This is a genomic window from Arthrobacter sp. MAHUQ-56, from assembly GCF_019710585.1.
Classification (GTDB): Bacteria; Actinomycetota; Actinomycetes; order Actinomycetales; family Micrococcaceae; genus Arthrobacter.
This window is the reverse complement of record NZ_JAIFZQ010000016.1, coordinates 25,209-42,981: the sequence shown is the minus strand read 5'-3', so window position 1 is coordinate 42,981 and position 17,773 is coordinate 25,209. Positions and strand designations below refer to the sequence as shown.

The 17,773-nt window shown below is 67.0% G+C and carries 21 protein-coding genes and 1 tRNA gene; 6 read left to right on the top strand and 16 right to left on the bottom strand.

Annotated features, from left to right (window positions below; genetic code table 11):
• Nucleotides 1–115: 115 nt before the first annotated feature.
• The 10 genes from ureG to K4G53_RS08055 all read right to left on the bottom strand — a co-directional run bounded on the left by ureG (nt 116) and on the right by K4G53_RS08055 (nt 8,390).
• Nucleotides 116–730, bottom strand: coding sequence for an urease accessory protein UreG (gene ureG / locus K4G53_RS08100; RefSeq protein WP_221385201.1), 615 nt, complete (start codon nt 728–730; stop codon nt 116–118).
• A 27-nt stretch (nt 731–757) separates the two neighbouring features.
• Nucleotides 758–1,426, bottom strand: a complete 669-nt coding sequence (locus tag K4G53_RS08095) for an urease accessory protein UreF (protein WP_221385200.1) — start codon at nt 1,424–1,426, stop codon at nt 758–760.
• 150 nt (nt 1,427–1,576) lie between these two features.
• Nucleotides 1,577–2,062: an urease accessory protein UreE gene (gene ureE, locus K4G53_RS08090; protein WP_221385199.1), complete on the bottom strand. Its 486-nt coding sequence runs from the start codon at nt 2,060–2,062 to the stop codon at nt 1,577–1,579.
• 8 nt (nt 2,063–2,070) lie between these two features.
• Nucleotides 2,071–3,801 (bottom strand): urease subunit alpha, encoded by a 1,731-nt coding sequence (gene ureC / locus K4G53_RS08085; protein WP_221385198.1) that lies wholly within the window; start codon nt 3,799–3,801, stop codon nt 2,071–2,073.
• On the bottom strand, nt 3,798–4,151 hold the full coding sequence (locus tag K4G53_RS08080; RefSeq protein ID WP_221385197.1) for an urease subunit beta: 354 nt from the start codon (nt 4,149–4,151) through the stop codon (nt 3,798–3,800). The genes ureC and K4G53_RS08080 overlap by 4 nt, the downstream gene beginning before the upstream one ends.
• 10 nt (nt 4,152–4,161) lie before the next feature.
• Nucleotides 4,162–4,464, bottom strand: a complete 303-nt coding sequence (locus K4G53_RS08075) for an urease subunit gamma (protein WP_221385196.1) — start codon at nt 4,462–4,464, stop codon at nt 4,162–4,164.
• A gap of 86 nt (nt 4,465–4,550) precedes the next feature.
• Nucleotides 4,551–5,108 (bottom strand): cysteine hydrolase family protein, encoded by a 558-nt coding sequence (locus K4G53_RS08070; protein WP_221385195.1) that lies wholly within the window; start codon nt 5,106–5,108, stop codon nt 4,551–4,553.
• 94 nt (nt 5,109–5,202) lie between these two features.
• A complete protein-coding gene (locus K4G53_RS08065; RefSeq protein WP_221385194.1) occupies nt 5,203–6,207 on the bottom strand; it encodes a LacI family DNA-binding transcriptional regulator in 1,005 nt (334 codons plus the stop codon).
• Nucleotides 6,208–6,795 carry an HhH-GPD-type base excision DNA repair protein gene (locus K4G53_RS08060; protein WP_221385193.1) on the bottom strand — a complete coding sequence of 196 codons (588 nt, stop codon included), beginning with the start codon at nt 6,793–6,795 and terminating at the stop codon, nt 6,208–6,210. It abuts the gene before it with no gap.
• A gap of 59 nt (nt 6,796–6,854) precedes the next feature.
• On the bottom strand, nt 6,855–8,390 hold the full coding sequence (locus K4G53_RS08055) for an alpha-N-arabinofuranosidase (RefSeq protein WP_221385192.1): 1,536 nt from the start codon (nt 8,388–8,390) through the stop codon (nt 6,855–6,857).
• Nucleotides 8,391–8,627: 237 nt separating this feature from the next.
• Between K4G53_RS08055 and K4G53_RS08050 the strand changes: the two genes are divergently transcribed.
• On the top strand, nt 8,628–9,545 hold the full coding sequence (locus tag K4G53_RS08050; RefSeq protein WP_221385191.1) for an ANTAR domain-containing protein: 918 nt from the start codon (nt 8,628–8,630) through the stop codon (nt 9,543–9,545).
• 79 nt (nt 9,546–9,624) lie between these two features.
• Here K4G53_RS08050 and K4G53_RS08045 read toward each other — a convergent pair whose 3' ends face one another.
• From K4G53_RS08045 to K4G53_RS08030, 4 genes are all read right to left on the bottom strand, one after another.
• Nucleotides 9,625–10,437: an anti-sigma factor gene (locus K4G53_RS08045; protein WP_221385190.1), complete on the bottom strand. Its 813-nt coding sequence runs from the start codon at nt 10,435–10,437 to the stop codon at nt 9,625–9,627.
• Nucleotides 10,424–11,038 carry a sigma-70 family RNA polymerase sigma factor gene (locus K4G53_RS08040; protein WP_221385189.1) on the bottom strand — a complete coding sequence of 205 codons (615 nt, stop codon included), beginning with the start codon at nt 11,036–11,038 and terminating at the stop codon, nt 10,424–10,426. Before K4G53_RS08040 ends, K4G53_RS08045 begins: the two co-directional genes overlap by 14 nt.
• A gap of 13 nt (nt 11,039–11,051) precedes the next feature.
• Nucleotides 11,052–11,801, bottom strand: coding sequence for a class F sortase (locus K4G53_RS21280; protein ID WP_260323435.1), 750 nt, complete (start codon nt 11,799–11,801; stop codon nt 11,052–11,054).
• Nucleotides 11,802–11,983: 182 nt separating this feature from the next.
• Nucleotides 11,984–12,811, bottom strand: coding sequence for a DUF4397 domain-containing protein (locus tag K4G53_RS08030; protein ID WP_221385188.1), 828 nt, complete (start codon nt 12,809–12,811; stop codon nt 11,984–11,986).
• 494 nt (nt 12,812–13,305) lie between these two features.
• On the opposite strand from K4G53_RS08030, the gene K4G53_RS21445 reads away from it, so the two are divergent.
• A complete protein-coding gene (locus tag K4G53_RS21445) occupies nt 13,306–13,626 on the top strand; it encodes a M23 family metallopeptidase (RefSeq protein ID WP_308287848.1) in 321 nt (106 codons plus the stop codon).
• 82 nt (nt 13,627–13,708) lie between these two features.
• Here K4G53_RS21445 and K4G53_RS08020 read toward each other — a convergent pair.
• Nucleotides 13,709–13,781 (bottom strand) — tRNA-Lys (locus K4G53_RS08020).
• A gap of 207 nt (nt 13,782–13,988) precedes the next feature.
• On the opposite strand from K4G53_RS08020, the gene K4G53_RS08015 reads away from it, so the two are divergent.
• The 4 genes from K4G53_RS08015 (at nt 13,989) to K4G53_RS08000 (ending at nt 17,211) form a co-directional block, all read left to right on the top strand.
• Nucleotides 13,989–14,648 carry a hypothetical protein gene (locus K4G53_RS08015; protein ID WP_221385187.1) on the top strand — a complete coding sequence of 220 codons (660 nt, stop codon included), beginning with the start codon at nt 13,989–13,991 and terminating at the stop codon, nt 14,646–14,648.
• A gap of 314 nt (nt 14,649–14,962) precedes the next feature.
• Nucleotides 14,963–15,580 carry a DUF47 domain-containing protein gene (locus tag K4G53_RS08010; protein ID WP_221385186.1) on the top strand — a complete coding sequence of 206 codons (618 nt, stop codon included), beginning with the start codon at nt 14,963–14,965 and terminating at the stop codon, nt 15,578–15,580.
• A gap of 1 nt (nt 15,581) precedes the next feature.
• A complete protein-coding gene (locus K4G53_RS08005) occupies nt 15,582–16,592 on the top strand; it encodes an inorganic phosphate transporter (protein WP_221385185.1) in 1,011 nt (336 codons plus the stop codon).
• 211 nt (nt 16,593–16,803) lie between these two features.
• A complete protein-coding gene (locus tag K4G53_RS08000) occupies nt 16,804–17,211 on the top strand; it encodes a hypothetical protein (protein ID WP_221385184.1) in 408 nt (135 codons plus the stop codon).
• A gap of 88 nt (nt 17,212–17,299) precedes the next feature.
• Here the strand turns inward: K4G53_RS08000 and K4G53_RS07995 are convergent, their stop codons facing one another.
• Nucleotides 17,300–17,692 (bottom strand): hypothetical protein, encoded by a 393-nt coding sequence (locus K4G53_RS07995; protein WP_221385183.1) that lies wholly within the window; start codon nt 17,690–17,692, stop codon nt 17,300–17,302.
• Between the last annotated feature and the right edge of the window lie 81 nt (nt 17,693–17,773).

Below are 17,773 nucleotides of genomic sequence, written 5' to 3'. Positions count from 1 at the left end.
GGGATAGGGGGCCGCGGCGTGGCGGGCACCGCGGAGCGGGCACGGCCCCCTATCCCCGGTGAAGCGCCGGAAGCCGCACCGTTCCCTGGCTGGCGCGCCTCGACCGCCGTCGTACTCATGCCAGGTCGAACATCAGGACGTCGTGCCGGATCCAGTCAATTACTTTTTCCAGGCCCTCGTCGGTTTTGAGGTTGGTGAAGCAGAAGGGTTTGTTGCCGCGGAACTCCTTGGAATCCCGCTCCATGACGGCAAGGTCAGCCCCCACGTGGGGTGCGAGGTCGGTTTTGTTGATGATGAAGAGGTCGGACTTGATCATGCCCTGGCCGGCCTTCCGGGGGATCTTCTCACCCTGGGCCACGTCAATGATGTAGATGGAGAAGTCGACGAGTTCGGGGCTGAAGGTGGCGGAGAGGTTGTCGCCGCCGGACTCGACGAAGATGACCTGCAGGTCCGGGTGCCGAACCTTGAGTTCCTCGATGGCGGCGGTGTTCATGGAGGTGTCTTCGCGGATGGCGGTGTGCGGGCAGCCGCCGGTTTCGACGCCGATGATCCGGTCCTCGGGGAGGATGCCGTTGGCGGCGAGGATTTTGGCGTCTTCGATGGTGTAGATGTCGTTGGTGATGGCGGCCATGGAGATGTCGCCGCTCATGTGCCGGGTGAGCCGCTCCACGAGCTGCGTCTTGCCGGCGCCGACGGGCCCGCCGATGCCGATTTTGATGGGTTCAGTCATGGTGTTCCTCCTGGGTCGAGAGCACTGTCAGCTCATGAACATCCGGGCACGCTGGCGTTCGTGCCGCATTTGCGAGATTTCCAGTCCGGGGCTGACGGCGCCCAGGTCGTCCGGCGTGAGGTGCGCAATCGCCTCGATGGCGGCAGCAACGTCGTCGTGCGCTTTCCGCAGCACCCGCTGCCCGGCGTTCTGGCCGAGCGGGATGGCGCGGACGGCGTTCTGGGTGAGCGACGTGACGGTGGCGAAGAGGTAGGCGGCGAGTGCCTCCTGCAGCGGCACGCCAAGGGAGCGGGCGACGACGGCGAACGCCAGCGGCTGGTGCCCGGCGGCCCGGCCGCTGGCCACCAGGTCCCGGTACAGGTCGAGCGCAGGTGAGGGAAACACCTCAGCCCCGATCTCCAACAAACGGGAACCCATCTTGAGGCTGGCCTCCCGAACCTGCCGGGGCAAAAGAGAGGCAGAAAGCAGCGAATCCAGCTCCCCCAGATCAACCCCGTCGTAGAGGAGACGAACAGCAAGCCCGTCAGAGTAGGCAAGCGACTGCGAGACAAAAGCCGAGAGCCAGATTCCGAAGGACCCCTCATCAAAAACGAGCCCACGGTCGAGGTACGTCTCAAACCCAAAAGAGTGCGCAAAGGCCCCAGTAGGAAGCGCAGAGTCAGTAAGTTGCTGAAGAGCAAGTTGGTAACTGCTCACCGCACTGCCGCCCAACGGGACGGAGCATCGCGACGGCCCGGATTGGGGGCCGCGGCGTGGCGGGCACCGCGAAGCGGGCACGGCCCCCAATCCGGGCCGGCGCACCCAAGCGACACCTCCCGGGGAGCGCGCAGCGCTGCGACAGGGTTATTAGTGCGAGTGTTCAGCATGGCGGAAAGGTACAGGGAGGACGCGTTCCTGGCGGGAGTAGGGCACACCGGCATGGGTGAGGTAATCCTCGACGGTGTGGTCGTAGGCGCACACCATGACGTCGGCCCCATATTCGCTCTCCGCGTCGAAGAACTGTGCCTGGAGGTGCCGGTTGCCGAGGGAGTGTGCGGTGACGCCCATTTCGGTGATGGTGCGGGGCGCGATGACCAGGACGTCGGTGGGCAGCACGGACACGACGATCATGTTGGCCTCTTCGACGTGGAGGATGTCGCCGTCACGCAGGTCGCCGGAGCCGGAGGGTAGGCGGATGCCGATTTCCTTGCCGTGGTCGGTGGTGGCGCGCTGGATGCGTTTGACCAGTTGGGCGCTGGGGAGGACGACTTTCTCCTGGTGCAGTCCGGCGTAGGCGGCGAGGTGGGTCTCAGGAAGGTCGTGCAGGTTTCCGAGGACGCGTTCGATGATCACTGGGGCTCCTAGAAGAGGACGTAGCGCTGCGCCATGGGCAGCACGTCGGACGGCTCGCAGGTGACGTCCTCGCCGTCGACCGTCACTTGGTAGGTTTCCGGGTCAACCTGGATGTCGGGCGTGGCGTCGTTGTATCGCAGGTCGGCCTTGGTGAGGTTCCGGATGCCGGAGACCGGCCGGATGACCTTCTCCAGCCCCAGTTCTCCGGGCACGCCGGCGTCGATGGCGGCCTTGGACAGGAAGGTGATGGAGCACTGCTGGACGGCCTTGCCGAACGCACCGAACATGGGGCGCATGGTGCGCGGCTGCGGCGTGGGGATGGAGGCGTTGGCGTCGCCCATCAGGGCGTAGGCGATTTGGCCGCCTTTGAGGACGAGCTCAGGTTTGACGCCGAAGAACGCGGGGTCCCAGAGGACCAGGTCGGCGAACTTGCCCACCTCGATGGAGCCCACGGAGTCGGCGATGCCCTGGGCGATGGCCGGGTTGATGGTGTACTTGGCCACGTAGCGCTTGAGGCGGAAGTTATCGCTGCCCGCACTGCCGTGGGCGCCGCCGTCGTCATCTACCAGCTCCCCGCGCTGCTTCTTCATCTTGTCCGCCACCTGCCAGGTGCGGGTGATGACCTCGCCCACCCGACCCATGGCCTGGGAATCGGAAGAGGTGATGGAGAAGATGCCGAGGTCCTGCAGGACGTCCTCGGCAGCGATGGTTTCGGCGCGGATGCGGGAATCGGCGAAGGCCACGTCCTCGGGGATGTCCGGGTTGAGGTGGTGGCAGACCATCAGCATGTCCAGGTGCTCTTCGATGGTATTGCGCGTGTACGGCAGCGTGGGGTTCGTGGAGGCGGGCAGGACGTTGGGCATGCCCGCGATCTTGATGATGTCCGGGGCGTGTCCGCCGCCCGCGCCCTCCGTGTGGAAGGTGTGGATGACGCGGCCGTTGATGGCCCGGATGGTGTCCTCCACGAACCCGCACTCGTTGAGGGTGTCGGTGTGGATGGCCACCTGGACGTCGTACTCGTCGGCCACCTTCAAGGAGGTGTCGATGGAGGAGGTGGTGGATCCCCAGTCCTCGTGGACCTTCAGGCCGATGGCACCGGCGCGGATCTGCTCGGCGAGGGGTTCGACGGCGGACGCGTGGCCCTTGCCGAACAGGCCGATGTTCATGGGGAACGCCTCGGCCGCCTGCAGCATCCGCTGGATGTGCCACTTCCCGGGGGTCACCGTTGTGGCCTTGGTGCCTTCAGCCGGGCCGGTGCCGCCGCCGATCATGGTGGTCACGCCGCTGGCAAGCGCCGTAGGAATCTGGTCCGGGGAGATGAAGTGGATGTGGGTGTCCACCCCGCCGGCGGTGAGGATCTTCCGTTCCCCGGCGATGATCTCGGTGCTGGCGCCGATGACGATGTCCACGCCGTCGGTGATCTGCGGGTTGCCGGCTTTGCCGATTTTGAAGATGTGCCCGTCTTTCAGGGCCACGTCTGCCTTGTAGATGCCGGTGTAGTCCAGGATGACGGCATTGGTGATGACGGTGTCCGGGATGTCCCCATCACGGGTGGCCTGGCCGTTCTGGCCCATGCCGTCGCGGATCACCTTGCCGCCGCCGAACACCACTTCCTCGCCGTAGACGGTGAGGTCCTGCTCGATCTCGAGGAACAGTTCGGTGTCGGCCAACCGGATTTTGTCCCCGCTGGTTGGCCCGTACAGGTCGGCGTATTGCCGGCGGGGAATCTCGAAGCTCACTTGTTCTCCCCTTCGGTCGCGGACCCGCCCGGGCGGGTGCCGCCGTCGAGCCTTCCGTTGACAGCGTTGCTGAGGCCATACACCTCGCGGCGGCCGGCCAACTCAATCAACCGCACGCTGCGCGCATCCCCCGGCTCAAACCGGGCAGCCGTTCCTGCCGGGATGTCCAGGCGGCGCCCGTAGGCGGCGGTGCGGTCAAAGGCCAGGGCGGCGTTGGCCTCGGCGAAATGGAAGTGCGAACCCACCTGGACCGGACGGTCGCCGGTGTTGGTCACGGCAACCTCGATCGCCTCCCTGCCCGCGTTCGCGGTCACGGGTTCCGGCCGAAGTACATACTCACCTGGAATCATTGCGCGCTCCCTAGCGGATGGGGCTGTGGACGGTGACGAGCTTGGTGCCGTCGGGGAAGGTTGCTTCGATCTGGACGTCGTGGATCATCTCCGGCACGCCTTCCATCACGTCCCCACGAGTGAGCAGGGTGGTGCCGTAGCTCATCAGGTCGGCCACGCTCCGGCCATCCCGGGCTCCCTCGATCAGTTCGTAGCTAATGATGGCCACGGCCTCGGGGTAGTTCAGCTTCAGGCCGCGGGCCTGCCTCCGGCGGGCAAGGTCGGCGGCCACTACGATCAGGAGCTTTTCCTGCTCACGCGGCATCAGGTGCATGGGGTTCCCTTCGACGGCGGGGCGTGCGACCAGCGTAGGCCGGGAAGGTTTCCACCACGTTTCCGGAGTATCAGGAAGGGCCGGGCTCAGCCTGTTTCGCTGAGGCGGGCGAGGATCTCATCGCTGGACTGGACGGGCTGGCGGTAGGTGGTGGAGAGGATGCGGAGCATGTCGGCGGCGTCCTGGTCGGCTTCGGAGGCCATGGCATCCTTCGCGTAGGTCACCCGGATGTTGTGCGCGAATGCGTCGGCGGCCGTCTGGGCGATGCAGTTGTGGGTCGAGACGCCGGCGAGCACCACCTCGTCCGCACCCCAGTTCCGCAGGCGGGCCAGCAGGTTGGTCCCCACGAAGGCGCTGTCCCTGGTCTTGTTCAGCTGGGGCAGTCCATCAGTGATGAGGCCGGGCACGGACTGGGCCTGCCCGCTGCCGCGGAAGATGAATCCCTGGTCGTCATCGAGCATGCTGAGGGTCCAGGTGGACTTGTCCCGCTCGTGTTCGGTGCCCACCAGGAGGACTTTGTGTCCGGCTGCCTCGAACCCTTCCAGCAGCCGGTTGCACTCGCTGACCACCCGCTCCTGCTGGGCCGCCAGTTCGGGGGCTTCGAAGAATGCGTTCTGCATGTCGATGACCAGGAGGGCAATCACGTGGGCACCTTTCGTCGTTGATCCGGTGCGGAAAAGGTACCCGTTCGGGCGCGGACAAAACCGGGGTTTGGAACGAACCGGGTTTGCGGACGTGTCAGGGCGCGGACTCCCTGATCTTCAGCTCGAATTCTGCCTTCACGTGCACGCCCGTCGCGGCGGTTTCACGCCCGGCGACCCTGTCCAGCAGCAGCCCTATGGAGCGCTCCGCAATTTCGTCCATGCCCGGGGAGACCGTAGTCAGGGACGGTGAGGCAAACCGGGCCTCGTCGATGTCGTCGAAACCGGCAACCGCCACGTCCGAGGGCACCTTGAGGCCCCGGATCAGCAGCTCATGCATGGCGCCGAGGGCCAGCACGTCGTTCAGGCCAAACACGGCATCGAACTCCACCCCGGCGTCAAGGAGTCCGGCAACTGCAGCAGCCCCGGCGTCCCGGCGCCATTCAGCGGGGGTGACCAGCCCAGCGTCGAACGCTATGCCCGCGTCTTCCAGCGCCTTCCGGTACCCGTTCAGGCGCAGCCCGGCGCTTCCGGCGGACTCATCCGGGTGCGCACCAATCACGGCGATCCGACGGCGTCCGGCTGCCAGCAGGTGCGCGGTGAGGGCGGCTGCGGCTTCCTCGTTCTTCATGGTGACCAGGTCGAAGCGGGGATCCATGATGTGCTCGCCCAGCATGACGACGGGCTTGCTGCCGGACCGGGCAGCGATCTGGTCGGCGTCGATGGCCAGCGGCGTGAACAGCAGTCCGTCCGTGAGCTGCCGGAAGGTCCCCTGCAGGGCGCCTAGCTCCGCGGAGGCTTCGGCGTCTGACTGCTCCACCAGCACACGGTAGCCGTGGCGGGAGGCGGCCTTCATCAGCTTGGACGCCAGTTCCGCGTAGTACGGCGCTGAGAGGTCGGACAGGACCAGGCCCAACATTGACGTTTTGCCGGAACGAAGGCTGCGCGCGGTGAGGTTGGCTTCGTAGCCCAGTTCCGCAATGGCATCCTGCACCCGCTGCTTGGTGGCGGGGCGGATGAACTCGTAGTCGTTCAGGACGTTGGAGACTGTCTTGAGCGAAACGCCCGCTGCCCTCGCGACGTCGTTCATGGTGACTGCCATTTAGCGTTCTTTTCCTGCTTTCGCGGCAGCCTTGGCCGCCTGCTTGCTGGCACGGACCTTGGCGAGGGACTCCGGATCCACGATGTCCGCCACGGACAAGTAGGACCCTTCCTCCCCGTAGTGTCCTGCGGCTTCCCGCCATCCCGGGGCTGCGAGGCCACGCTGCTTGCCCAGCAGCGCCAGGAAGATTTTGGCCTTCTGGTCACCGAAACCGGGCAGGGCCTTGAGCCGGCGCAGCACCTCGGCACCATCGGGCGAACCCTTGGTCCAGATTGCGGCGGTGTCGCCGTCCCACTCGTTCTGGACCGCTTCGGCGAGCGCCTGGACCCTCGCAGCCATGGATCCGGGGAAACGGTGGACGGCGGGGCGTTCCTTGAACATCTCCACGAAGGCCGCGGGGTCATGGGCGGCAATCGCCTCGGGCTTCAGCGACCCGATCCGCGTCCGGATCTTCTCGGGTCCGGCGAACGCCGATTCCATGGTCACCTGCTGGTCCAGCAGCATGCCGGTCAGCAGGGCGAAGGCGTCCTCACTCAACAACTTGTCCGCAGCGGGGTCCCCCGTGATGTGCAGTTCCATGCCGTCCATCCTCCCATCTACGGGCCGCCGTCGTCATAAGGACGCCCCCGCCCTTCCAGCCAGCCCGGTCAGGAAGTGACGGCCAGCCGGATCATGGACCAGGACACGGCCGGAAGCTCCGCGGTGAGGCGTCCACCCTCGACCTTGACCGTGCCGTTCTCTGAAGGCAGGACGGACGTGGAATCGTCGGCGCTGGCCTGCCAGTACGGGTCCTTGTTGGCGTAGGTCAGGGCCTCCGCCACACGGACATTGCCCAGGCCGGCCACGGCGGCGTCCAGCGTGAGCGCCTGGTCAGCCGAGCGGTTCACCGCGAACACCACGGCCTCACCCTTGTCTGCGTCATAGGTTGCGACGGCGGACAGGGCGGGGAAGTCCGCCGTCTTGCCGCCGCTGACCAGCGGGGACTCGACGGCGAGCTGGAGGACGGTGCCGGAGGCGTGCCGGGAGGTCAGGGCGAACGGGTGGAACGTGGTCTGCTTCCAGGCGCGGCCGCCGGGCTCGGTCATGATCGGGGCGATCACGTTCACCAGCTGGGCGAGGCTGGCGGAGTGGACCCTGTCCGTGTTGCGCAGCAGCGTGACCAGGAGGTCACCCACGACAACGGCATCGGCCACCGTGTAGGTGTCCTCCAGCAGGACCGGGGCCACCGGCCAGTCCTTGCCCGTGGGCACCTTGGATTCGTCCCGGCTCATGTGCCAGACGTTCCACTCGTCGAAGGAGATGTTCACCTGTTTGGTGGACTTCTTCACGGACTTCACATGGTCGATGTGGCTCACGATGTCCCGGATGAAGGCTTCCATTTTGTGTCCGGCAGCCAGGTGCTCCTGCAGGTCACCGAAGTCCTCGAAGTACTGGTGGGCCGAGATCAGGTCCACCAGCTCATAGGTTTCGGACAGGACCACGCGTTCCCACTCGCCGAAGGTGGGCATGGTGGGTCCGGAACTGCCGCAGGCAACCAGCTCCAGGTCCGGCTCGATCATGCGCATCCCGCGGGCGGTGTCGGCGGCGAGCCTGCCGTACTCCAGGGCGTTCTTGTGGCCGATCTGCCAGGGGCCGTCCATTTCGTTGCCCAGGCACCACATCCTGATGCCGTAGCCGTTGGCCGCTCCATTGGCGCGCCGCTGCTCCGAAAGGGCAGTGCCGCCGTCGATGTTGCAGTACTCCAGGAGGTCCAGCGCCTCCTGGATCCCGCGGGTCCCCAGGTTCACGGCCATCATGGGCTCCACGCCCGCTTTGGCGGACCACTTGGCGAACTCGTCAACGCCCACCTTGTTGGGGTCGGTGGAGTGCCAGGCCAGGTCCAGGCGGACAGGACGCTGGTCCGCGGGGCCAACGCCGTCCTCCCAGCGGTAGCCGGACACGAAGTTGCCGCCCGGGTACCGCACGGTGGAGACGCCCAGTTCACGGGTCAGCTCCAGCACGTCCGTGCGGAAGCCGTCCTCGTCTGCTTTGGGATGCTCCGGTTCGAAGATGCCGGTGTAGACGCAGCGGCCAAGGTGTTCGACGAAGGCGCCGAACGTGCGCCGCCTGACGGGGCCCACCGTGAAGGCGGGATCGATGGTGAGGGAGGCGCTGGCAGGCGCTGCGGGTTCTGTCGGGGTCACGAATACATCCTTGCTTCGGCTTTTACAACGTTATAGAAACAGTCTTGGCGATGCTGCGGCAGGAGTCAAGGGTCTGGACGCGGCTCCAGCCCAGGGCCGGGGCCAAGTACTACCTAATCCGAAAAACAGGTACCGCCTACGCATACACCCGGACGGTCACGGCAAATAGGTTTCTTAGCAGAGGCAAGACTGTTTCGGCCCGCGGTACTTGGCTCACTAGGGGGTGTGAGACTGGCAATGCACGCATCGCACGCAAATTCAGGCTTCCCGGTCCACCGGACCCGGGTAGTAAGCGGGGCCGGCGACGAGGAGTCCTTTGAGACCAAGGACTCTCCCCCAGCCGTCGCCGGCCCTCTCCCGTCTTCGAACGTGCGCGGAAACCAGCCACTCCTCCCCGCTACGCCGCCCATCCTGATTGACCTGGTGACCGGCGCCGACACCCTGGACGAATCCCTGGACCTGCTTTCCGCCGCAGCCATGGACCATGTGGTCCGGACCGCCGGATCCGATGTGGGATGCGGCGTGGTGCTGCGCCAGCACAAGCGAAGCCCCGCCGTCACGGGCACCAGCGAACAGGTGGTGACCCTGCTGGACTGGGAACAGGAAGCGGCGGAGGGGCCCGTCATCGACGTGCTGTCCGGCGGGCATCCCGTGGCAGTCCTCCAGCGGAACGGAGATTTCCGCTGGCAGCAGTACTCCGGCCAGCTGCAGGTCGCCGGCTTTGGGAGCGCCCTGGCCGTCAGGCTCCGACTCGATGCCGGCGGCAGGGGCGCTGGCGGGACCGGAACAGTCAGTGATCCCGGCCAGGCAACCGCTGCCCTGGCGTTCTTCGCCCAGGATGAAAAAGCATTCCCGCTGCAGGTGATCGCCGAGGCACGCTCCTTCGCCGTCCTGGCGGCCAGGAGCCTGCAGATGGCCATTGACATGCATGCCGCGCGTTCCCTTGCCACCGACCTCCGGTCCGCCCTGGACAGCCGCACCTCCATCAACGTTGCCTGCGGCGTGATCATGGCCCAGAACAGGTGCTCCTACCAGGACGCCTTCGCCATCCTGGCCAAGGCCTCAAGCCACCGCAACATCAAGGTGCGGCGGGTCGCCGAGGACATACTGCAGGGACTGCCCGAAGGCGCACCCAACCCGCACTTCAGCCGCTAGCTGCTGCTCCCACACAGGTTGTGAACGCGGCCGGATGGGCCTGCGCCGGCCCATCCGGTGGCCAGGTTTCGGTTCCAGGTCAGGAAGACAGCGTGCCGCGGGCGATGCTGTCGCTGGAGTGGGCTGGATTGCCGTCCATGGGCTCGTCCGAAACGTCCACGATGGGATACTCCGCGAGGTCCAGCCCAGCGGGCACGTCGAATGTCCCGGTTTCGGCGTTCATCACACCCACGCTGACCAGCCGGGAAAGATCGGGCGCGATGAGCCACACCTCCTGGTACCCCCGGGCCTCGTCCTTGTCCAGCCTGACCTCCAGCCGGCGGGAGCCGTCGGGCTGTTGCACCACCTTGGCCGAGCCAGTCGCAGAATGCTGTGCCACCGGGGCAAGTTCGGCACCAGCCAGTTCCCGGGGCTCGCGGTTGGCCACCCACAGAGCGCCGAAAATCACCAGGACGGCGGCTGCCGCGGCGGTCATCCACGTGCCAGGGCGCTGCCACCAGGCGGCACGCCGCCCTGCCCGGCCGCGTCCTTTGACAGACCGCGCTTCCGCACCTTGAGCGCCGTTTGGTCCGCCCAGAGGTAGCCGGCGGACAGCGGCAGGTCCCTTCACGGGCTGGGCCTGTCCGGCCTCCGGCGCGGCAGCCGCGAGCGGATCCTGCTCAAGGGAGGCGGAAAGTCCCAGCTCGCGGTGGATGCCTGCCCACACCTGGGGACCTGGAATCGAAAGGCCGCTGGGATCGGGGCTGGATTTCACGGCACTCACGGTGCGCCGCAACGCCGCGTAGTCCGCCGCGCAGGCAGGACAGACGCGCAGGTGCTCCCGACCGTCGTCGTCCACCCAGTCGTCGTAGAGCGCAAGGAGGCTTAACTCGTCCGGATCAAGATGCGGCATGGTCTACCTCCAATCTGCTTCTCAGGTGCGACAGGCTGCGTCGGATGTGGCTCTTGACCGTACCAAGCGGGAGGTCCAGCCGGCGCGATATCTGCTCGTGCGTCAGGTCCTCGTAGAAGGCCAGCCTCATGATGGACCCCTGGGGCTCTCCCAGCCTCTCCAGTTCCCCGTCCAGCAGCAGCCTGTCCGCCAGGACTTCCACCGCTTCAACCCCGGATTCCCCGTCCCGGGCCATCCCGGCTCCGGCCGCTGCCTGGGCCTTGCGCGCCTCGCGGGACGCCGCTGACTGCGCATCCAGGATGACATTGCGGGCAATACCCACGATCCACGCCGGGAGCCTTGCCATCGCCGGATTGAACGCGGCCCTGGAGCGCCACACCCGGATGAAGACCTCCTGGGTGACGTCGTCCGCCGCCGTCGGATCGGCCAGGAACCGCAGGGCCAGCGTGTGCACCAGAGGGGCAAATTCGCGGTAGGCCGCTGCCAGCGCATTCTCATCACCGGCAAGGAAGGACGCGGTCTGCCCGTCATCCCAGCCGCGGAAGGCGGGCCCGGAGGATGTCACGGGCGGCTCCTTCCCGGCATCGGCGACGAGAAACATGTCTGGCCGCTGCTTACTCAAGGACCGCGGTGACAATCACATTGTCGCTGTAGTCCAGGCGCTCGTCCAGCCACCGGCCGCCGCAGGTGACCACCTTGAGCTCATGCGCCCCGGAGCGGCGGAACAGCGATGCGCCGTCGAATCTATCCTTGGCCATCAGGTCCACCTTCACTACCCGGTAGGTGAGCGCCGGAGCACCGTCCCGCCCCACCCGGATCACGGCGCCCGCCCTAAGCGACTTCAGCGCCGAGAACGGCGCCCGGTTGGAGGTGGTGTCGATATGGCCGGCGATGACGGCGGACCCCTGCGCCGCACCAGGGGCCGGGCCGTACCGGTACCACGCGGCCCGGTCGAAGGCGTCAGGGATTTCCATCGCTCCCCCGGCTGACACTCCGCCGGGAACCACGGCCATGTCGATCGACGTGCCCGGCACGGTAAGCCAGGTGGGCGGCGGCACTGCTGCAGCCGGCTTGGCCGTTGCGGGATGGACGGGGACGCCGGCAGGGGAAGGAGCCGCCGCAGCAGGCGGTACGGCGGAAGCGGCGGCTGCCGGTGCGGCCTGCGGGGGCAGGAGGGGGTCCGGGGAGGTGGCACTGCCGGGCGGGACGGCAGTCGCCGGGGGCGCTGCTTCCCCCGGACCGGTGGAAGAGCAGCCGGCAAGAACCAGCGTGGCCACCACCGCTGCCGCCGCGCCCCAGCGGTGGGCAGGGTGCAAGGAATCACGACGGCGGGGCTGCCCTGCCGTCGTCGGGCTTAGCTCCATGGTTACTGCCTTCCTTCCTGCACTTTGTGCGCTGCGGGCTACTCGTTCCGGCCCGGGAGATGCCCGAAGCGGGCCGGCACGGAACCGGACTTCTGCACGCGGCAGGCGCAGGGGCCAGCGCAGGGGCCGGCCGAGGTTGACCGGCCCCTGCGCCTCGGGATCATCCCCGGCACTGCCGCCCGCTACGCCTCCGCGCGCCGTGCTGCCACTGCCCGCGCCACGCCCCACACGCCCGCCAGGAGCGCCAAGGCTGCGATGCCGGCGGCAGCAGCAGATCCTGCTCCTCCTGCATCCGCCGAGCCGTCACGTGCGCCCGGCACGGACGCAGGCGACGAGTGGAGGCCTTCGATGGTCTGTACCGCGAGCTTCAGGTTTTGGTCAGCCAGGCTGCCCCACGCGTAGACGATCGTGTGCGTGCCTTCGGCGACGGTCACATCCGCCGGGCCGAGCACGGGGGTGGTTGTTCCGGCGGCGGCGACCGCGGCCGGGACAGTCCCGGGATCGAGGGTCAGGGTTTGTTCGTTCGGGTTGGCCAGGTTGGTGACGACGGCGGTACCTCCTGCCAGGACATCGACCGCGGGTGCCGCGGCGGCGTGGCGGACAGTCAGTTTGCCCTTGCCGGCGGGGATTTGGGCTGCGTCGTTAGTAAAGAGGTTGGCCGCCGGCTTGCCTGCGGCGTCCAGGTGGGCTGCGGCGGTGTAGTTCCCGTTGGCCGCAAGGTTCACGGTGACGGGGCCGATAACGGGCGAGGAGGCGTCCGCGGCATCCGAGGCCGTGATGGCCAGTTCGTAGGCACCTGCCGGAAGCGCCAGCGGCCCGGCCAGGGTTCCCGGCGCGAAGTCATCCAGTGTGCGGTCACCATTGACCCACACGTCCACGGTCAGCCCGGGGACCCCGTGCAGCACGGAAAGCTGGGCGTCTCCGTCTGCTGCCTGGGCGGGACCGGCGAGGGCGATTGCGGCGGCAATGGCTGCCGCCCCGGCGCCTGCGGTGAAGATCTTATTACGCATGTCCATCTCCTTGGGTGGCCCGCCGTGCGGGCGTCTTTGCTTACACCCCTACTACCGGCAGGGGCGCGGATTTGGATGCAGATACATGGAAAATTCTTTAACTTGCCGCAGCGCTTTTCTGCCTTGCGCGGCAGTGGCCTGTTCGCAAGGATGAAGGCGGCCCATCAGGGAAGGAGTGCCGGAATGACCGCGTACCGCGCCCCGGCCGGCGGGACAGTTAACCTGGAGTACCCGTTCACGGGAACGTGGCTGGTGCAGAATTCACCCGCGGACCGGGTGCCCAGCCATGGAACCCGGCTTCTTGCCACCAGCTATGCCATCGACTTCACCCCCGTGGACAGGAACGGACGCTCCGCCGCATTCACGCCGGCCTCATTCCTGCGGTCCGAGCAACCGGAGAACTTCGTGGGGTTTGGGCGGCCGGTCACGGCGCCGGCAGCCGGGACCATCCGCGCCTGCCATGACGCGGAGCCGGACCACGGCAGCTTCAGGGGTTGCCGTCGATCGGCTACGCAGCCACGCAGGCCAGCCGCCTCCGGCGGGGCTGGGCCGGCCTCGCGGGCAATTACGTGGTGCTGGAAAGCGGCGGCGTGTTCATCGCCCTGTGCCACTTGAAGCGCGGAAGTGTATGCGTCCGGCCGGGCCAGCACGTTGGACCCGGGGACATGGTGGGCGCCTGCGGAAATTCCGGCAACAGCACGGAGCCGCACCTCCACGTGCAGGCCATGGATTCCGTGGACCCGGCACGGGCCGCAGCCGTTCCCCTGGCCTTCCCGGACGGGCTGCCGCGCAACGGGACGATCGTCTCGGTGTAGGCACCCAACGCCCCGGGGCAGGAATACCAGCCGTGGACGAGAGTGCCGGGGCGGCGACGCTGCGCCGCCGGTTCATGATGGGTGGGCCCTGTGGGGCTCGAACCCACGACCCACGGATTAAAAGTCCGATGCTCTACCAACTGAGCTAAAGGCCCCTGCCGGTGGTCAAACACACTGTGTCCGCCCGTCCCGGCCCAATCCATTTCTGGACGTTAATACTCTAACCCATCGTTCCGCCGTCTTTGCACAAGGCCGGGACCCCGCCGTCGTGGTTTCCCCAAGGCCCAAAGACCCTTCCCGCGCTTGGATTGCAGGCTGTACGGATGCTCGATAACGCCACGGCACAGGAGTAGCGTGGGGGCATGAGCGAGCAAGCAGGAACCAGCCATTACGGCGGCAGCAACCGGCACCACAAGCCCAAGCCCTTCGCGCCGATGGACTTCGAACCGTTTGCCGGCGGCGCAGATCCCGCCCGCATCTCGGAGGCTGCCCACCTTGCCGCCCAGGCGCTTGTGCGCCACGGCCGCGACAGCGACGACCCCCTTGTCACCGAGCGGCTGGTAAAGCTCGCCGACGAGCAGGGGCTGGACGCCATTGCCGAGATGTGGGCCGAGAGCCCCGCGCGCTCCCTCCCCGGCGCGCTCTGGCGGCTTTACGCGCTGCGGGCCGCAACCGTCCAGGACCCGGAACGCATCTCCGTCTACTTCCGCGCGGGCAGGGACACGGCGCAGGTGTCCAACGTGGTGGCCGGCGCGGCGGAACCACCGGGCGCTGACGAGATGCGCAGCATGGCGGACGCCATCCTGTCCGGCGCGTTCGACGGCGAGTTCGACGTCGCGCTGGAACGCTCTGCCGCGTTTTGCCGCGTCGTGGCGCTCGGCCAGGCAACCCTCGCCGACGGCGCCGAGCATGCCAACGAGGCGCATGCCAGCAAGCTGACCCGCAATTCCCACCAGCTGGTGAAGACCGCCGAGGACCTCGAACACGCGGCAAACGCGTGGCGCCTCGGCGAACTGGACTGACCGCAGGCCAGGACAAAAGCCGCCTGTTCACTTACCGTTCACGCGCCCGCTGTCAAGATTGACTTGCGCGAATCGAAGTAGAAGACTGAAACCGGTGCCGAGCCGCGAAACCCCCGGGCTTCAACAATTAGCCGCCTAGAGCGGCCTACCGCCGAGAGGCGTATCCGGTTCGGCACCATTTTTGTGCCCGCTTCCGGCCGGGTGGTTTCAACGGCGCATCGGCGGGCCGGTAGAGTAAGCGACAGTTGCACGGCCGGGTCAAGTCACACGGCGGCAATCCCCGCCCTGTTATGTCCCCGGAGACCGGTAAACACGTGAAGCTGCGCCTTTTTCCCCAGGAGCCCGCAGGGCTGAACCTCCTCTCACAGATGGCACAACAGATCGTGCTGGCCAGCGCCACCCTGGCAGAGATCCTCGGCGTCCCCGCGGACGAGCACAACACGCTCGTCGAGGACATGCACAACCATGAGGCCAAGTCCGCCGAACTGCATTTTGCGCTCCTGACCCACATGCGCACCAGCTTCGTCAACCCGCTGCCCCGCGAGGACATGTACGCCCTGTCCCGGTACCTGAACGAAGCCATGGAGAAGATGGACGCCGCCGCCGAACTGGTGGCCCTGTACCGGCTTGACCGCCTGCCACGGCGCGCAGCGGACCAACTGGAGATCATCAGCCGGCAGGCCGAACTGACAGTTGATGCGATGCGCCGGCTGAACGACCTGGACGACCTTGAGGACTACTGGATCGAGATCCTGCGCCTGGCCAAGCGGGCCGAACGGACGCACCGGGTGTGGGTGGCCGACATGATCGCCGACATGAAGTGGCCGCAGTATTCCCGGAACCGGGATATCGCCAACCAACTAGTAGAGGTCACCAAGGACATGCGCCGGGTGGCAACCCAAGTGGGCAGCATCATCGTCAAGGAATCCTGAAATGGCGGCAGTCATTTTCGGCGCGGTGGTCCTGCTGGCTGCGGCGTTTGCCTTCCTGAACGGCTTCCGCGATGCCTCCAACTCGGTGGCCTTGGCCGTCCGCAACAGGGCCCTCACCCCCAGCGTGGGCGTGCTGCTGGCCGCATTCTTTAACTTCGTGGGTGCCCTGCTCAGCGCGCTGCTCGCCGTCGCCGTCAGCCAGACCTGGATCCATCTTCCCGCCGGGGCAGGCGGCCTCACCATCCTCGTTGCAGGGCTGGCCAGCGCCTGCGGCTGGGGACTCCTGATGTGGTGGCGCGGCATCCCGGCGTCCTCCACCCATGCGCTGGTGGGCGGGCTCGCGGGAGCAGGGCTGGCCAGCCTGGCCGTGGGCGGTCCCGGCGTGGCGGGCGTGGACCAGTCGCTGCTGTTCCAGGTGGTGTTGCCGCTGGTGCTGTCTCCGCTGGTGGCCTACAGCGGCTCCTTCCTCCTGGTCTTTCCCGCCACCTGGGGGGCGCGCTACACCCAAGCCAATGTGGTGAACCAGCGCTTCCGGAGGGCGCAGGCTATCGCCGCCGCCGCGGTGGCCTTCGGCCACGGCCTGCAGGACGGGCAGCGGGTCAGCGCAGTGCTCCTGCTGGCACTTCTGGCGGCGGGCTATGACGACGGCGGGATCCCCGTCTGGGTTGCTTTGCTCTCGGCAGTGATGATGACGGCCGGGACGCTGTTCGGCGGCTGGCGGATCTCGCACACCATCGGCTACAGGATCACCCGGATCGATCCGCTGCGCGGTTCCGTGGCGCAGACCTTCAGCGCCCTGATGCTCTTCGTCGGCGCCATTGCACTGCACTGGCCGATCTCCACCACGCACACCGTCACGGCCGGAGCCCTGGGAGCCGGTGAAAACCAGCATTTCTCCGTGACCAACCGGCTGCTGGTGATACGGATCCTCTGGCTGTGGGCCCTGACGCCGGTGGCCACATGCGCCCTGGCCTTCGTGCTGGCACTGGCCCTCTCCCCCGCCGCCGGATAGGACCCCTGCTCCGGGCCCCGGCTCCCGGCTCCCGGCTCCCGGCGGGACCATCTTCCCTATACACCCGGACACCGGTGACGTAGATTCGAAAGTACATCCCTTGGGCGCCGTTGCCCGGGGACGTGCGTCCGCCGCCGGGTGCAGGGCCGCGGACAGCGCCGCTGCAGACTCACGGCGGCCCCGCTGCACAACGCGGAAAAGAGCAGGCGGTATGTCTCCCTCGAATTCCCGGCGTCCACTCCCGCAGCCGCGGCAGCTGCAGTGCGAGACCTGCGGAACCGAGCACCAGTTGACCATCCACGCCGTCACGGCCATCGGAACGGCGGGCGGCGACCTGGTGACGGTGTCCTATACCTGCAATGACTGCAACCTGTTCCAGGAACACCTGGCCTATGCATCAGACGTGGCCGCAGCGCTCCACCAGGTCCGCTGGATGGCCAAGGTCATCCTCTTCGGCGACGATTACGTCCACTGCGGCTTCCCCATGGAAGAAGCCGGCTTCGAAGTCGAACGGCTTTGCTACCGCATCGCCAACGCCGGAGGCGGGTTCAACGCCGTATGCCTGCCCACCCGGGTACTGCGCTGCCAATGCGGGTTCCAGCTCGAAGTTCCTGACTAGCGGCAGGTCTGCGACGCCTGCGTACCGCCCCGCGCCGCGAGGCTGCACTTCGGTGCGCGGGAACAGTCCCCGCGCCGCCTTGTGCCGCCTAGATTGCGATGGCGGCAGGACCTGCCTGCGCTTCAAGCGCGTCCGACAGTTCCTCGGGCGTGAGGTTGGCTGCGGCGCACAGTTCATCATGGGCCACGCCGCTCATGGCCGCCCTGCGGACCGCCTGCAGCAGGGACTCCTGGGCGGAGTCCAACTCCCACTGGACTGTTTCCACGTAGGAGCTGGTCCGCCACACAGCGGACAGGACGTCGCCGGGAGCCACCGGGTCCTGCTCAATCACGGGCGCGGCCATGATGTCCTGGAGCGCAGATGCGGGACCGGTGGCGCAGAATTCCTGCACCGGAAGGTCGGGGTGCGGAAACCTGATGGCGGGCGCCTGCCCGTGAACCGTAAGCTGGCGGCTTCTGGGGCTGCTGGCTGTCTGCGTCATTGGAAGCTCCTAAGCTGGCTTACTACTAGTTACCAAAGTATCTAGTTCAGCGTACTAAATACGATTGATTAAGACCAGCAG

Excerpts from the sequence above, each read along its gene's own strand:
- K4G53_RS07995 (WP_221385183.1), bottom strand. The coding sequence starts at position 17,692 with ATGACGCAGACAGCCAGCAGCCCCAGAAGCCGCCAGCTTACGGTTCAC.
- K4G53_RS21280 (WP_260323435.1), bottom strand. The coding sequence starts at position 11,801 with ATGGAGCTAAGCCCGACGACGGCAGGGCAGCCCCGCCGTCGTGATTCC.
- K4G53_RS08030 (WP_221385188.1), bottom strand. The coding sequence starts at position 12,811 with ATGCGTAATAAGATCTTCACCGCAGGCGCCGGGGCGGCAGCCATTGCC.
- K4G53_RS08040 (WP_221385189.1), bottom strand. The coding sequence starts at position 11,038 with ATGTTTCTCGTCGCCGATGCCGGGAAGGAGCCGCCCGTGACATCCTCC.
- K4G53_RS08050 (WP_221385191.1), top strand. The coding sequence starts at position 8,628 with ATGCACGCATCGCACGCAAATTCAGGCTTCCCGGTCCACCGGACCCGG.
- K4G53_RS08080 (WP_221385197.1), bottom strand. The coding sequence starts at position 4,151 with ATGATTCCAGGTGAGTATGTACTTCGGCCGGAACCCGTGACCGCGAAC.
- ureG (WP_221385201.1), bottom strand. The coding sequence starts at position 730 with ATGACTGAACCCATCAAAATCGGCATCGGCGGGCCCGTCGGCGCCGGC.
- K4G53_RS08005 (WP_221385185.1), top strand. The coding sequence starts at position 15,582 with ATGGCGGCAGTCATTTTCGGCGCGGTGGTCCTGCTGGCTGCGGCGTTT.
- K4G53_RS08075 (WP_221385196.1), bottom strand. The coding sequence starts at position 4,464 with ATGCACCTGATGCCGCGTGAGCAGGAAAAGCTCCTGATCGTAGTGGCC.
- K4G53_RS08015 (WP_221385187.1), top strand. The coding sequence starts at position 13,989 with ATGAGCGAGCAAGCAGGAACCAGCCATTACGGCGGCAGCAACCGGCAC.
- K4G53_RS08065 (WP_221385194.1), bottom strand. The coding sequence starts at position 6,207 with ATGGCAGTCACCATGAACGACGTCGCGAGGGCAGCGGGCGTTTCGCTC.
- K4G53_RS08000 (WP_221385184.1), top strand. The coding sequence starts at position 16,804 with ATGTCTCCCTCGAATTCCCGGCGTCCACTCCCGCAGCCGCGGCAGCTG.
- K4G53_RS08045 (WP_221385190.1), bottom strand. The coding sequence starts at position 10,437 with ATGCCGCATCTTGATCCGGACGAGTTAAGCCTCCTTGCGCTCTACGAC.
- K4G53_RS08060 (WP_221385193.1), bottom strand. The coding sequence starts at position 6,795 with ATGGACGGCATGGAACTGCACATCACGGGGGACCCCGCTGCGGACAAG.